This is a genomic window from Flavobacterium sp. P21, from assembly GCF_050632225.1.
Classification (GTDB): Bacteria; Bacteroidota; Bacteroidia; order Flavobacteriales; family Flavobacteriaceae; genus Flavobacterium.
In genome coordinates this window covers 4,902,615-4,916,957 of sequence record NZ_CP192585.1, presented here as the reverse complement: position 1 = coordinate 4,916,957, position 14,343 = coordinate 4,902,615, and the positions used below count along the sequence as shown (strand labels likewise).

Sequence of the window (14,343 nt, the reverse complement as noted above, 5' to 3'; positions counted from 1 at the left end):
ATTACTGATTAAACAAGGACAATATTGAATTAATACATATACCTCAGATATAGTATTTTTATATTTCCAATAACCACAAATTTTAATAAAAAACATATGGCTTTACTAACCGAACTGGATATGCAAAAAAAGTATCTTCTCAAGAAAATAAGAAATGGTTATTTCCTTTTATATTGGTTACCAGTCTTTTCTTTTTCTGGGGTTTTGTGCACAACCTAGACCCAATACTTATTCCACATTTAAGAAAAGCATTCAATCTTACCGATTTAGAATCTTCTTTAATCGATTCTTCTGTATTTGTGGCTTATTTTTTCATGGCTTTGCCTGCAGGATATATTATGAGGAAATACGGTTATAAATCAGGTATTATGATTGGATTGGTTATGTTTGGTATTGGCTCCATTTTATTTGTGCCGGTCGCTAATTCATTACAATATATTTACTTTTTGGGAGCCTTATTTGTTATTGCGTGCGGACTTACTTTTTTAGAAACTGCCGCAAATCCATATGTAACCATTTTAGGCCCATCTGAAACAGCAACAAAGAGATTAAACTTCTCACAATCGTTTAACGGACTTGCCGCTTTTATTGCACCTGCCTATGTGGGACCAATGATTTTATCGGGCAAAAATTTGACAAAGGCAGAAATGGATGCAATGGCTCCAGCAGATTTGCATGCTTATATTTTAGAAGAAGCGACAAGTGTAAAAATGCCTTATTTAATTTTAGGATTGATTATTCTTTCAGTAGCATTGGTTTTCTATTTTACCAATATGCCCGATGTAAAAGATGAAGATAAAGAAGGAGCAGAAGGCGCTAGTTTTTCAGGAGCTTTAAAATCGATGCGCTTGCGTTGGGGAATTTTAGCACAGTTTTTCTATGTTGGAGCACAAGTTTGTGTAGGTAGTTTTTTTATAAAAATGGCGACTACTTCTGCAGGTCTTGGCGAAGATGTAGCGGCTAAATATTTAGGTTTCTTTGGTCTGGCTTTTATGTTAGGACGTTTTGCAGGGACATTTTTCATGCAATACATTAAACCAAGAAAATTATTAATCATTTACGCCATCATTAATATTTTGTTATCCTTAGTGGCCATTTTTGGTTCGGGAATGATTGTGGTTTACACTTTAATAGCAATCGCCTTTTTTATGAGTATTATGTTTCCAACTATCTTTTCAATGGGAATCGACGGGCTTGGTCATAATACTAAAATAGGATCTTCATTGATTGTAATGGCTATTGTTGGGGGAGCTTTACTTCCTCCGGTTTTAGGATTGATTTCAGATATCACAGGAAGCATTCAATACGGTTATGTAGTGCCGCTGACTTGTTTTTCGGTGATACTATTGTTTGCATTTAACGGACATAAAACAAATAAAGCATAAATTCTATTTATATAATATGTTAGAAAACGGAGTTAAAAGATTGGTTATAAAAATGCACCCGGCAGATAATGTTTTGGTTGCCTTAACTGATTTAGCAAAAGGCGAAACAGTAACTTTTGAAGGGCAAGACTATGTTTTGACTGATACTATAAAAGCAAAACATAAATTTTATACAGCTGATTTAAAACAAGGTTCTGAAATCACGATGTATGGGGTTTTGGTTGGAAAAGTGCAAAGTGATGTTGCAAAAGGAAGTCTCATGACCACCGAAAATCTTAAACATGCTCGCTGAACCCTATCACTATCGAGATGTAGATTTCGAATGGCAAGCGCCGGATGTTTCGAAATACCAAAACAGAACTTTTAATGGATACAAAAGAAGCGATGGCCGTGTTGGAACAGCAAACTACTGGTTGTTTATTCCAACAGTATTTTGCGAAAACCGAAATTTGGATGTCATTCGCGAAGCGCTTCACAATGAATTAGGATATTCTGTTAGTGATAAATACACGCAATACACACATTATTTGCTTGAGGCTTATAAGAATGGAGAAGATTTGGACGCAATTGATGTTCAAATGACGCCGACTGCAAATGCAAATAGAATATTTAAAAATGTTGACGGAATCAAATTCCTAAATCATCAAGGCGGTTGCGGTGGTACGCGTCAGGATGCGGCAACTTTGAGCGCTTTATTAGCTTCTTACGCGAATCATCCAAACGTTGCTGGAATTACTTTATTAAGTTTAGGTTGTCAACATTTGCAGATTCAGGATTTTGTAAATGACGTTAAAAAGCAGAATCCGGCTTTTGATAAACCATTATTGGTTTTTGAACAGCAACAAGCCAAAAGTGAAGAACAATTAGTTGCCGATGCAATCAAAAAAACATTTGAAGGATTAGTCGAAATCAACAAATTCGAAAGAACTCCAGCGCCTTTAAGCGAATTGTGTTTGGGAGTAAAATGTGGAGGAAGCGATGGTTTCAGTGGCGTTTCTGCAAATCCTGCTGTTGGTTATACTTCTGATTTACTGGTGGCTTTAGGCGGAAAAGTACTTTTGGCCGAATTCCCTGAGTTATGTGGTGTAGAGCAAAATCTGATCGATCGTTGTACAAACGAAGAGGTAGCGACAAAATTCATTGATTTAATGCAATCTTACGATGCACTTGCACACAAAGTAGGTTCAGGTTTTCACATGAATCCATCGCCAGGAAACATTAAAGACGGATTAATTACCGATGCTATAAAAAGTGCAGGAGCCGCAAAAAAAGGAGGAACAGCACCAGTTGTAGATGTATTGGATTATACAGAACCAGCAACAAAAGCAGGTTTGAGTTTAGTTTGTACACCAGGAAATGATGTTGAAGCAACAACTGGTAAAGCGGCGTCTGGAGCTACATTAATATTGTTTACAACAGGATTAGGAACGCCAACAGGTAATCCGATTTGTCCGGTTATTAAAGTGGCGACAAATTCGGTATTGGCAAAAAAATGAGCGATATCATTGATATTGATTGCGGGCCAATTATTAGCGGAGAAAAATCAATCGAAGAAATGGGAGAAGATATTTTGGAATATTGCATCAAAGCGGCAAGTGGCGAAATTATTCCAAAAGCAGTTTCTTTAAATCAGGATGATTTTATTCCGTGGAAACGTGGTGTATCTTTGTAAAAATGAATTTCTTTTAAAGAAAATTAGATGTATAAAATGCAGGTTTGAAAAAGGTTAATGCTGAATTTTCAAATCTTTAAAAATAAAAAATATGTTTTCATTACAAAATAAAAAAGCAGTAGTTACAGGTGGCGGAAGCGGAATTGGAAAAGCAATTTCTGCTTTATTTGCAAAACAAGGAGCTGAAGTTCATATTATCGAACTAACGGAAGAAAGCGCTAAAGGCGCTGTTGCTGAAATTAAAGCGGCAGGAGGAAAAGTATTTTCTCATGCTTGCAATGTAGCAAACCAAAAGGAGGTAGTTGCAACATTTGAAAAAATTGGAAATATTCAAATTTTGGTAAACAATGCCGGTATTGCTCACGTTGGAAAAGTGGATAATACGTCAGAAGAAGATTTTGACAGAATTATGAATGTCAATGTAAAAGGTGTTTACAATTGTCTTCATGCATCTGTACCGCATTTAAGAGCTTCAGGTGGCGGTGTGATTTTAAATATGGCATCAATTGCTTGCGTGGGTTGGTATTCCGGATCGTTTTGCTTATTCAACAGCGAAAGGAGCAGTAATGGCTATGACATTATCTGTCGCTAAAGATTATATGGCAGAAAATATTCGTTGCAATTCAATTTCGCCTGCAAGAGTTCACACGCCTTTTGTAGATGGATTTATTGCTAAAAATTATCCAGGAAAAGAAGCCGAAATGTTCGAAAAATTGTCAAAAACACAGCCAATTGGCCGTATGGCTAAACCAGACGAAGTAGCGGCTTTAGCTTTGTTTTTGTGCAGTGACGAATCAGGTTTTGTAACTGGTTGTGATTATCCTCTTGACGGTGGTTTTATTAAATTGAACAATTAAGTGAAATGAGAACCGCTTTAAGATTTTAGAATTCAAAAACTTATGCAATCGAATAAGAAAAGTATAATATAATAAAGTAATAAAATGAAACTAATACGATTTGGTGAAGCTGGAAAAGAAAAACCAGGTGTTTTAATAGGCGAAAAAAGATTTGATGTATCCTCACTAGTAACAGATTATAATGAAGCTTTTTTGAGGAAGATGGATTAGAAAAATTAAAAAAGGCTTTAGAGAGCAATCCTGTCTTGCCAGAAGTTGATGCTTCGGTTCGTTTGGGTTCTCCGGTTGCACGACCTTCAAAAATAATTTGTATTGGATTGAATTATGTGGATCATTGCCTTGAAACGAATGCTCCAATTCCGACAGAACCAATTATTTTCTTTAAATCAAGCACCTCTTTATGCGGACCAAATGACAATTTAATCATCCCGAAAAACAGCGAAAAAACGGACTGGGAAATTGAATTGGCTTTTGTAGTTGGCAAAAAAGCAAGTTATGTAGAAGAAGCCGATGCTTTAGATTACGTTGCAGGTTATGCGGTTGCTGAATGATTACAGCGAAAGAGCTTTTCAGATAGAACGCGGCGGACAATGGGCTAAAGGAAAAGGATGTGATACTTTTGCGCCTCTTGGGCCATTCTTGGCAACTCAAGATGAAATAGAAGACGTTAACAACATTCCAATGTGGTTGACAGTAAACGGAAAAACATTCCAAAACAGTAATACTTCTAATTTGGTATTTAAAATTCCGTTTTTAGTGCATTATCTAAGTCAATTTATGACATTGCTTCCTGGAGATATTATCAGTACAGGAACGCCTCCTGGTGTTGGTTTGGGAATTAAACCAGATCCTATTTATCTTAAAGCTGGAGATGTTGTTGAATTAGGAATGGACGGTTTAGGCGACAGTAAACAGCTTGCTGTAGCTTATTCAAAATAGATTAGTTCAATCTTTTGATTTGATTAATAAAAGACACATAGAAACATAATTTTTAAGTTTCTATGTGTTTACAAAATTTATATTGATTTGAGCTAAAAATGTTGTCGTACACACTTCGGCATTTTTAGTTTTTAATGTTAATTAATAAAATTTAAACATGGTAAAATCATTTCTTTTTTCGCTTCTTTTCTGCAGTGCTATGTCTTTTGCTCAAGAAGTAAATATCATTCCATGACCGGTAAAATTGGTCAAAAATGCTGGAAGTTTTGCGATTAATTCAAAAACGAATTTGGTTGTTGCAAATCCAGAAGATAAAGCAACGGCAGACTTTCCTTAATAAATATTTGACCGATTATTATGGTTTTGCTTTGCCTATATCGAAAAATGCCAGTAAAAATTCAATTAAATTAATTAGTAAAAAAACATCAATGGACTTAAAGGCGAAGGATATGCTTTAAAATCGGATAAAAACGGTGTCGTAATAACTGGAAACTCGACTATCGGTACTTTTTATGGAATGCAGACGCTTATCCAGTTGTTGCCTACTGAAAAAAGCAATAATCTTGTTATTGCTCGCTGTAGACGTTAACGATGAGCCTCGTTTTGTTTACAGAGGCGCGATGTTGGATGTTGGACGTCATTTCTTTCCGGTTTCATTTGTGAAAAAATACATTGATTATTTGGCTTTGCATAAACTGAATTATTTTCATTGGCATTTGACCGAAGATCAAGGTTGGAGAATCGAAATCAAAAAATACCCAAAACTTACAGAAATAGGTTCAAAAAGAAATGGAAGCATCATTGGGAGATATCCAGGTACCGGAAGCGACAATACTGTAGAACAAGGATTTTATACGCGAGCAAGAAGTAAAAGAAATTGTGAAATATGCTTCAGACCGATTTATTACCGTAATTCCGGAAATTGAAATGCCAGGACATGGAAGTGCGAGCAATTGCCGCTTATCCTGAATTGAGCTGTTTTCCAAACGAGAAAACAAATCTTCCAGACAATATGATTTCTGACCTAAGCAAAAAAGAAATGGCAAATGGCAGGAACAAAATTGTTCAAGAAACGTGGGGAGTTCACGCCGATATTTTTGTTCCGACTGAAAATACTTTTAAATTTTTAGAAGATGTTATTGATGAGGTAGTGACTTTATTTCCGTCAAAATATATTCATATTGGAGGAGACGAAGCGCCAAAAGATGCTTGGAAAAAAAGCGAATTTTGCCAGCAGTTGATAAAAGAAAAAATCTAAAAGATGAACACGGTTTGCAGAGTTATTTCATTCAGCGCATGGAGAAATACATCAATAAGAAAGGAAGAACGCTCATTGGTTGGGATGAAATCTTAGAAGGAGGTCTCGCGCCTAATGCAGTTGTTATGAGCTGGAGAGGTGAAGAAGGCGGAATTGCGGCGACTAAAGAAAATCATCAAGTTATCATGACACCGGGAAGTCATGTTTATTTGGATCATTCTCAAACTAAAAATGAAAAAGAAGTTACCATCGGTGGATTTTTGCCGTTAGAAAAAGTCTATAGCTACGAACCGATTCCAAAAGAATTGAATGAGCAACAAGCGAAATACATTTTAGGAGCTCAGGGCAATGTTTGGACAGAATATATGGCGAATCCAGCTAAAGTTGAATATATGATATTTCCACGATTGAGTGCGTTAAGTGAAGTGTTATGGTCTCCAAAAGAAAACAAAGATTGGACTCAATTTCAAACTAAAATTGAAACCATGAAAAAACGTTATACGATTTGGGGAGCAAATTATTTCAAAGAGTAATCAAAATAAAAAAAGACAGTTCAAAGTGAGCTGTCTTTTTTTATAATTGAAAAGGCCACAATCGCATAAAAATTAAACTTTAATCTTAGCGGAAAAGCTTAAAAAAAAGACAATTTAGGGTTTAGTTATTTCTTCTTTATTGTATAAAATTCAGAATTGTTTATTCCATACCCCAAATCATTCTCAGGAAAACAAGTTAATCCCAAATAGATTGAGTTATTTAATTCTGATTTTGTCCAAGAATCTCCGCTATTAAAAGTTTGGAAACTTTGACTTCCTTGGAAGGTTGGGAAATCTCCACCTTTATAAGCTGAAACGGTTTCGATATTAAAACCCTCCGACTCGCTATTGAAATGTAAGGTGCCAAATGATGAAAAAGGAAACTTTACAATTTGCCAATTTAGCCCACCATCAGTCGTTTTATATATTTCTGTTACACCATCCATAAATCCAACAGTTTTATTGTAGAAGTATAAATTTCGTATAAAATTAGAAGTTGATACAGGTGTATTTATTGTTTGCCAATTGTTGCCATAATCTATGCTTTTATAGATTTTCTGATTTTCACCGCCTATAAATACGACATTGTCAATGCAGTAAAATTTATCATACACTGGCTTGATCGCTAGGTTTATAAATTCCCAACTTTCACCACCGTTTTCAGTTTTAGCAATATGATAGTTTGTAGAATTAGGAAGATCAGGAGTATATATCAAGGCTAAACCTTTGTTTTCATTGAAGAAATGTAATGATTTTATGCCAATATAATCTGCAAAAAGTTTTTTTGTCCAAGTCTTACCACCATCAGCAGTTTTTAAGAATACACTTCCTTTATCGCAATCTTTGCCAAGACAATTAGTCATTGCTTGCCCAGAAATAAATCCTACGTTTGGATTTATAAAATGTACCGAATTTAAATGCAAGTCTGTTCCTGAGTCTTGTTTTTCCCAAGTTACGCCTGAATTGTTGGTTTTGTAAATAGCGCCATTGAAACCAACTACAAATCCAATTTGAGGATTTATAAAAAACAAATCACGAGGATTTATATCAAAACCAAGCGGTGTTTTAGTAATCTCCCAATTCTTTAGAATTGTAGTGTTCTTAATTTCATTATTTTCCGAGCTATTATCACAACTTGTAAATGTAAAAAATGAAATTATCAAAAAAACGATATAATGTTTGTTCATAGTTCTTTTTTTAACAAAATGGTTATTGTTAATAAGATGGTAGTTATATTTTTTGGTTGCGTCCGAATTGAATGTTTTTTTATAAATACATGAAAAATAGCATTAATCTGTTTTTTTAAGTGGGAAATAAGATTATTAGAATACTTATTTGATCTTTTACTTTCTATTCTGTGCAGATCTTAGAAATTTAATTTTTTTGGTTGTTAGATTAGCTTTCGTAATCTTTAAGTGCGCAAGTCTTTTAGTTAAACTTTTGAGATAGATTTCGATAATTCCTCACTTGAGTTGTTTAAGTAAGATGTTTTTTTAAGCAAAAGGTAAATAAAAAACCCTTAAACATTTCTGTTTAAGGGTTTTGCCTTTTGTAGCGAGGACGGGAGTTGAACCCGTGACCTCAGGGTTATGAATCCTGCGCTCTAACCAACTGAGCTACCTCGCCTGGACTGCTATTAGGAGTAATTCCTGATTGCGGGTGCAAAGATAGAAATAATATTAAAGCATACAAGTATAAAATGAAGAAAAAAAATATTTTTAAAAACGCATTGTTTTTGGACATATATTCTTATATTTCGAAAAAATTAAACGCAAGCACATGGATTCAAAAATACGTTACGAAATCGAGTTCCCGATCAATTCTTCGCCGCAATTATTGTATCAATATATATCAACGCCGTCAGGTTTGTCAGAGTGGTTTGCAGACAATGTAAATTCAAGAGGCGAATTTTTTACTTTTATTTGGAACGACTCGCAGGAAAAAGCGCGTTTAGCATCTAAAAAAACAGGAGAAAAAGTGAAATTTAAGTGGGTTGACGAAAGCAGTAAAGACACTGAATACTTTTTTGAACTGCATATTTTAGTTGATGAATTGACTAAAGATGTATCATTGATGGTGGTTGACTTTGCTGATAAAGAAGAAGTAGGTGAGGCTAAACAACTGTGGGAGAATCAAATCTCAGATCTAAAACATCTTATAGGATCAGTTTAGTATAAAATTATTTTATCCCTTATATTTGCCCTGAACAAAATTCAGGGTTTTTTTATGATCAATTTTAACGGAAACATAGCGCAGGAAGAAAATATACTAACTCAAAACCGTGCTTTTTTATACGGAGATGGCGTTTTTGAAACAGTAAAGGTTTTAAAGAATAAAATTTTATTTCTGGAAGATCATTATTTTCGATTAATGGCTTCAATGCGAGTGGTAAGAATGGAAATTCCTATGGATTTTACAATGGAATATTTTGAAGAGCAAGTTTTGAAATTAGTGCAACAAAAAAATATTTCAGCATCAGCAAGAGCGAGAATTACTGTTTTTAGAAACGATGGCGGATTGTATTTGCCTCAAACTAATAATGTTTCGTACCTAATTAATGCGACCCCGCTTGACAATAGTGCTTATGTTTTAAATTCGAACGAATACGAGGTTGATTTGTATAAAGACTTCTATGTGGCCAAACAATTGTTATCGTCGATTAAAACGACTAATAAGATGGTAAATGTTACGGGAAGCATTTTTGCGCACGAAAATGGCCTTGCAAACTGTTTGCTGATCAATGACACTAAAAATGTGATTGAAGGCTTACAAGGCAATTTATTTATGCTTACGGGCAAGAAATTAGTAACGCCTCCTGTTTCTGAAGGTTGTTTGAATGGTATTATGCGCAAACAGATTTTGGCTTTAGCCAAAAAAGTTGAAGGCATAGAAGTGTCTGAAGAAATAATTTCACCATTTGACCTTCAAAAAGCGGATGAGTTATTCTTGACAAATGTAATCACAGGAATACAGCCGATTACTAAGTATCGAAAAAAGAGTTTACAAGCAGTCTAGCTCATTTATTAGTGCAGAAACTAAATGAATCCATATCTGAAAATTAATTCAGATACGGATTTTCAGGTGCATTTGACCAAATAAGATAATCACCTCCCAGCTCAATTATTTGTTCTTTCCAAAAATGAGTGGTGGATTTCCCGATAATTTTGTTCTTATAATTATTATCGGCGATGATCCAGGAGTTTCCCTGCATTTCATTTTCAAGCTGATTTTCATCCCAGCCGGTATAACCTAAGAAAAAGCGAATGTTATTTTTGCTAATAGATCCGTCGTTTATTAAGTCCTTCGTGGATTCAAAATCACCACCCCAATAAATTCCATTAGAAATCTCGACACTATTCGGGATCAGTTCAGGAATATTGTGAATGAAATATAGATTGTCCTGCTCTACAGGGCCTCCATTGTATATTTTAAAGTTGGCATCAATCTCAGGTATCAGGTCATTAATAGTGTATTTCAAGGGTTTATTAATGATGAATCCTATTGATCCTTCTTTGTTATGGTCTGCTAATAAAATTACCGATCTGTTAAATGATAAATCTCCAATTATTGAAGGCTCGGCAATAAGCAGGTGTCCTTTTTTTAATTTTTCTGAAATCATACGGCTACAATTTTTATTAAATTTAATCATAAAAAAATTAAAATCCCAAATAAAATCGTTAAACCGCACAAAAAAACCCTCCATGAGGAGGGTTTTGATTATAATATAAGTTTAGAGAACTTTCTTACTTAGTTCACTGCACCTTCTAATTCAGCACCAGCTTTGAATTTTACTACATTTTTAGCGACAATTTTGATAGTTTTTCCTGTTTGAGGATTTCTACCGTCTCTTGCGACTCTAGATGATACTGACCAAGATCCAAAACCTACTAAAGAAATTCTTCCACCTTTTTTCAAAGTAGCACCTACATTTCCTAAAAATGACTCTAAAGCTAATTTTGCCATGACTTTTGTGATTCCTGCATCAGCGACGATAGCATCGATTAATTCTGATTTGTTCATAATAATTAGTTATTAATTGTTGGTTAAAAAAATTGTTAATACACAAATTTAGTAGGAAATCCGTTGCGTGCAAGTGTTTTCTTTAATTTTAGCAATAATTGTTAATAACTTGCTTTTTTTGTTCATAAAGCAGGTTGTTCATCGACCAAAATCAGGTAGAAACCCCTGTTTTACTGAGTTTAATACACCTTTGCATCATCAGAAAAAGTGATGCCGTTTAAGATTTCTACTGCTTGCATTCTCTTTTTCCTGGAAATTGCAAACTTAAAAGTTGAATAAAGCCATCTTTTACTGCGATTTTTATTTCTTTTTTGTCGCTAACCAGTTTTCCAGATTCGTACGAATGCGCTTCTGCTATAAGTTTCGCTTCGTATATTTTAATGTTTAATTCTTCATTTTTGTCTTTCAGAAAACACCAAGCTGAAGGATAAGGACTTAGACCGCGAATCAAATCATTGATTTCTTGGCCTGATTTTGTCCAATCGATTTTGCAATTTTCTTTGTTTAGTTTGTAAGCAGTTTTGATGTCATCGTTATCTTCTTGAATTGTAGTGGTTACATTTCCGTTTTCAATAACTTTTAAAGTGTCGATTACAGTTGTGCTTCCAAGATTCATTAGTCGATCGTGAAGTTGTCCAGCATTTTCGGTTGGTTCAATTGCAATTTCCGAATTTAAGATCATCGCGCCCGTATCAATTTTGTCATCAATAAAGAATGTTGTAACGCCGGTTTTATTTTCGCCATTAATGATAGCCCAGTTAATTGGCGCCGCACCGCGATAATTTGGCAATAAAGAAGCGTGAAGATTAAAAGTTCCTAAACTTGGCATTTCCCAAACTACTTTTGGAAGCATTCTAAAAGCAACTACAATTTGAAGATTTGCATTTAAAGCTTTTAATTCGGCTAAGAAATTTTCATCTTTTAAATTGGTTGGTTGCAATAAAGTAAGATTATTTTCAAGCGCATATTCTTTTACCGCCGAATATTTTATTTTTTGTCCGCGTCCTGCAGGTTTATCTGCGGCAGTAATAACGCCAACCACTTCGTAATTGTTTTTGATAATGGTGTCCAAAATGCCAACGGCAAACTCTGGAGTTCCCATAAATATAATTCGTAATTTTTCCATTATGTTTTTAAAGTGTATTTATTGTTTGCCAGTATAATGATATGGTTGTTTTCTAGAAGTTCTTGAATGACTTCTATAACATCATTTGCGTCTAGCTTAATTTGATTTTGAATTTCGCGCGAAGTTAAGGCAGTTGCTTTTAATAAGTGAAGAATTTTATCAGCAATCGAATCGGCTTCTGTGATTTTTCCTTTTTGAGTAATGCAATATGAGCATACGCCGCAATTCTCATTTGTTTCTTCTCCAAAATAATCCAAAACCAATCTGTTCTTGCAGGTTTTGTCTTCCTTTATATAATAGAGTACAGACGAAAGCTGATCGCGTTTCAGTTTATTTTGTTTTTCAAGATATTTCGAAACTCGGTTTATCGTTAAATCATCTTCTCTGACTTCATTAAATAGAATTGTCGCATCGTTATTTTTTGATTTATATTCGATGATTTCTTTCTCTTTTAATTTCTCTAAAAGTGTAGTAACCTGTTCTTCTGTATGATTTGATTTTTTTGCAATTAGCGAAAGATTCAGTGGTGTTTTCATTTCATGAATTCCGGGATAAGTTCTTAAAATCGCCAAAATGATTTCTTCGTCATTCGGATTCAGACTCATGTATCGAATGACTTCTTTTGATTCAATCAAAAACTGCATCGTAACTTTTTCAGAAAATTCCTGAGACATCGTAATAATTCCCTGCTGATTCAAAAACTGCAAAGCATTGTATGTTTTTAAAGTAGGGAAGTCGTATTTGTTGCAAAAATGATTCATTTTAAAAGAATACGAATCGTCTAGACCTTCGCCATAAGCAATTTGAAAATAATTGCACAGTTTGATGTACATGGTTTTCAAAAACTTCTTATCGGGTAAAATATTTATGAATTGCTGTTCGGTTTGTGTCGCATCCGAATTATTATAAAGTAAAACGGAAAATGCTTTTTCGCCATTTCGTCCCGCTCTTCCAGATTCTTGATAATAGTTTTCAAGATTTTCTGGCAATTGCGTGTGAATAACTGTTTTTACATTGTCCTTGTCTATTCCCATTCCAAAAGCATTTGTAGCCACAATAACCTGTGCTTGTTCCGACATCCACAATTGCATGTTTTTATCTTTTTCTTGAGCCGAAAGTCCGCCGTGATAGTATGTTGCTCGAAAGCCTAAAGATTGCAATTGTGTCGAAATATTCAAGCACGATTTTCTATTGCGTACATATATAATAGAAGGTTGCGGATTTTTCTTCAAAATCTGCTCGACACGATATAATTTGTCTTCGACTTCAAATACCATGTATGCAATATTCTTTCTCTCGAAAGATTGCTGGAAAAGTTGGGTGTCTTTTAAACCTAATTCGGTTTTGATATCTTCTACAACTCTTGGCGTCGCCGTTGCAGTTAAAGCTAAAAAAGGAATTTTAGGAAAGAATTTTTTAAGTTCCGAAATTTTTAAATAAGCAGGCCTAAAATCATGACCCCATTGCGAAACACAATGCGCCTCGTCAATAGCAATTAAATTGATAGGAAGATTTTTGATGCGCTCCAAAATCCAATCCGATTGCAAACGCTCTGGCGAAAGATATAAGAATTTATAATTCCCGAATTGGCAATTATCTAAAAGATCAATAATTTCTTCAGTATGAATTCCTCCAGTAAGTGCAATGGCTTTGATATCTCTTTTTTGCAAATTCGCTACTTGATCTTTCATCAAGGCAATTAAAGGCGAAATCACAAGGCAAATTCCCTCGCGCATCATGGCGGGAACCTGAAAACAAATCGATTTTCCGCCACCAGTTGGCAAAAGCGCAAAAGTATCTTGGCCTTCTAAAACCGAATCAATAATTTCTTTCTGCAAAGGTCGGAAACTTTGATGTTTCCAGTATTTTAAAAGAATCTCTTGTGCTTCCTGCATGGCCAATGTGTTAAAGTTAAAAATTTAGAAATCAGTTTCTAGTTTTGCAACTTTAAAACCCGCCACTAAATTTTATCTAAGATATAAAGAATTCTGTTTTCAACCGTATCTTTTGGAACTTCAATCAAATTGTAACCGTATTTTTTATAGGTTTCAATAAGGTGATTTTGAATTTCCACTGCCTGTTCAAAATTTTCATAACGTTCTGTGTCGCTCTGATAAATTTCTTCCCAAGGCGGTAAAATAAAAGTTTTAGAATATTTGAAATCTTCGCATGCTTTTACAAAACTCTCTGGATATTCGTCGCCAATATAATCCATATAAGCCACAACATCAGGAATTCCGCGATCAATAAAAACTACATTATCTGGTTCTTCTTTGGCATTTTTAAATTGCTGAATGCGTCCTTCTAATAACATTTCGCTAAACAATAATGGCTGTTCCAAGAACAATTGCTCGATGCCTCTTTTTTGGGCTTCGAGAGTAACTTCTCTAGAAATTTCAGGGTAACAGCAGTAGCCACGAGCTACTAATTCGTTTATCAGCGTAGATTTTCCTGTACCAGGACCGCCAAGGAGAACTATGATTTCTTTTTGCACTATTCTAAAAATAAAGGGCAAATTTACCTAAACTTATTCATAATTAAAAAGAATATTTA

At 34.5% G+C, this 14,343-nt stretch carries 9 protein-coding genes, 1 tRNA gene and 7 pseudogenes; 10 read left to right on the top strand and 7 right to left on the bottom strand.

What is annotated here, in order from left to right; all coding sequences use genetic code 11:
• Positions 1-140 precede the first annotated feature (140 nt).
• The 8 genes and pseudogenes from fucP to ACQ9BO_RS24715 form a co-directional block, all read left to right on the top strand.
• A pseudogene (gene fucP, locus ACQ9BO_RS24750) lies at positions 141-1,385 on the top strand (L-fucose:H+ symporter permease); the annotation flags it as partial.
• A gap of 16 nt (positions 1,386-1,401) precedes the next feature.
• Positions 1,402-3,057 (top strand): annotated as a pseudogene (locus tag ACQ9BO_RS24745) (UxaA family hydrolase).
• A 91-nt stretch (positions 3,058-3,148) separates the two neighbouring features.
• A pseudogene (locus tag ACQ9BO_RS24740) lies at positions 3,149-3,914 on the top strand (SDR family NAD(P)-dependent oxidoreductase).
• Positions 3,915-3,998: 84 nt separating this feature from the next.
• Positions 3,999-4,853: pseudogene (locus ACQ9BO_RS24735) on the top strand (fumarylacetoacetate hydrolase family protein).
• 424 nt (positions 4,854-5,277) lie between these two features.
• Positions 5,278-5,442: a glycoside hydrolase family 20 zincin-like fold domain-containing protein gene (locus ACQ9BO_RS24730; RefSeq protein WP_431245202.1), complete on the top strand. Its 165-nt coding sequence runs from the start codon at positions 5,278-5,280 to the stop codon at positions 5,440-5,442.
• Complete coding sequence (locus tag ACQ9BO_RS24725; RefSeq protein WP_431242881.1) at positions 5,423-5,779, top strand: family 20 glycosylhydrolase; 357 nt, start codon at positions 5,423-5,425, stop codon at positions 5,777-5,779. The genes ACQ9BO_RS24730 and ACQ9BO_RS24725 overlap by 20 nt, the downstream gene beginning before the upstream one ends.
• Complete coding sequence (locus tag ACQ9BO_RS24720) at positions 5,757-5,822, top strand: hypothetical protein (protein WP_431245201.1); 66 nt, start codon at positions 5,757-5,759, stop codon at positions 5,820-5,822. The genes ACQ9BO_RS24725 and ACQ9BO_RS24720 overlap by 23 nt, the downstream gene beginning before the upstream one ends.
• A 43-nt stretch (positions 5,823-5,865) precedes the next feature.
• A pseudogene (locus ACQ9BO_RS24715) lies at positions 5,866-6,644 on the top strand (beta-N-acetylhexosaminidase).
• A gap of 125 nt (positions 6,645-6,769) precedes the next feature.
• Here ACQ9BO_RS24715 and ACQ9BO_RS24710 read toward each other — a convergent pair.
• Together ACQ9BO_RS24710 and ACQ9BO_RS24705 are read right to left on the bottom strand one after the other, a co-directional pair.
• The gene (locus ACQ9BO_RS24710) at positions 6,770-7,831 is read right to left on the bottom strand and encodes a WD40/YVTN/BNR-like repeat-containing protein (RefSeq protein ID WP_431242880.1); all 1,062 of its coding nucleotides are present in this window, start codon (positions 7,829-7,831) and stop codon (positions 6,770-6,772) included.
• Between the two features lie 365 nt (positions 7,832-8,196).
• Positions 8,197-8,270: transfer RNA gene (locus tag ACQ9BO_RS24705), tRNA-Met, on the bottom strand.
• Between the two features lie 153 nt (positions 8,271-8,423).
• Between ACQ9BO_RS24705 and ACQ9BO_RS24700 the strand changes: the two genes are divergently transcribed.
• Both ACQ9BO_RS24700 and ACQ9BO_RS24695 read left to right on the top strand, forming a co-directional pair.
• The gene (locus tag ACQ9BO_RS24700) at positions 8,424-8,816 is read left to right on the top strand and encodes an START-like domain-containing protein (RefSeq protein WP_132988366.1); all 393 of its coding nucleotides are present in this window, start codon (positions 8,424-8,426) and stop codon (positions 8,814-8,816) included.
• A 54-nt stretch (positions 8,817-8,870) separates the two neighbouring features.
• A pseudogene (locus ACQ9BO_RS24695) lies at positions 8,871-9,706 on the top strand (aminotransferase class IV).
• On the opposite strand, the gene ACQ9BO_RS24690 reads toward ACQ9BO_RS24695, so the two are convergent.
• The 5 genes and pseudogenes from ACQ9BO_RS24690 to ACQ9BO_RS24670 form a co-directional block, all read right to left on the bottom strand.
• Positions 9,703-10,263 (bottom strand): YqgE/AlgH family protein, encoded by a 561-nt coding sequence (locus tag ACQ9BO_RS24690; protein WP_026727618.1) that lies wholly within the window; start codon positions 10,261-10,263, stop codon positions 9,703-9,705. The pseudogene ACQ9BO_RS24695 and the gene ACQ9BO_RS24690 overlap by 4 nt on opposite strands.
• 128 nt (positions 10,264-10,391) lie before the next feature.
• Positions 10,392-10,664 carry an HU family DNA-binding protein gene (locus ACQ9BO_RS24685; RefSeq protein WP_431242879.1) on the bottom strand — a complete coding sequence of 91 codons (273 nt, stop codon included), beginning with the start codon at positions 10,662-10,664 and terminating at the stop codon, positions 10,392-10,394.
• A gap of 179 nt (positions 10,665-10,843) precedes the next feature.
• Positions 10,844-11,790 (bottom strand): annotated as a pseudogene (fmt, locus tag ACQ9BO_RS24680) (methionyl-tRNA formyltransferase).
• On the bottom strand, positions 11,790-13,685 hold the full coding sequence (locus tag ACQ9BO_RS24675) for a RecQ family ATP-dependent DNA helicase (RefSeq protein WP_431242878.1): 1,896 nt from the start codon (positions 13,683-13,685) through the stop codon (positions 11,790-11,792). The pseudogene fmt and the gene ACQ9BO_RS24675 overlap by 1 nt, the downstream one beginning before the upstream one ends.
• A gap of 65 nt (positions 13,686-13,750) precedes the next feature.
• Complete coding sequence (locus ACQ9BO_RS24670) at positions 13,751-14,284, bottom strand: ATP-binding protein (RefSeq protein WP_320568625.1); 534 nt, start codon at positions 14,282-14,284, stop codon at positions 13,751-13,753.
• Positions 14,285-14,343: the final 59 nt, after the last annotated feature.

What these genes read in the sequence shown, in the direction of transcription:
- ACQ9BO_RS24710 (WP_431242880.1), bottom strand. Translation starts at nt 7,831, where the DNA reads ATGAACAAACATTATATCGTTTTTTTGATAATTTCATTTTTTACATTT.
- ACQ9BO_RS24675 (WP_431242878.1), bottom strand. Translation starts at nt 13,685, where the DNA reads ATGCAGGAAGCACAAGAGATTCTTTTAAAATACTGGAAACATCAAAGT.
- ACQ9BO_RS24685 (WP_431242879.1), bottom strand. Translation starts at nt 10,664, where the DNA reads ATGAACAAATCAGAATTAATCGATGCTATCGTCGCTGATGCAGGAATC.
- ACQ9BO_RS24700 (WP_132988366.1), top strand. Translation starts at nt 8,424, where the DNA reads ATGGATTCAAAAATACGTTACGAAATCGAGTTCCCGATCAATTCTTCG.
- ACQ9BO_RS24690 (WP_026727618.1), bottom strand. Translation starts at nt 10,263, where the DNA reads ATGATTTCAGAAAAATTAAAAAAAGGACACCTGCTTATTGCCGAGCCT.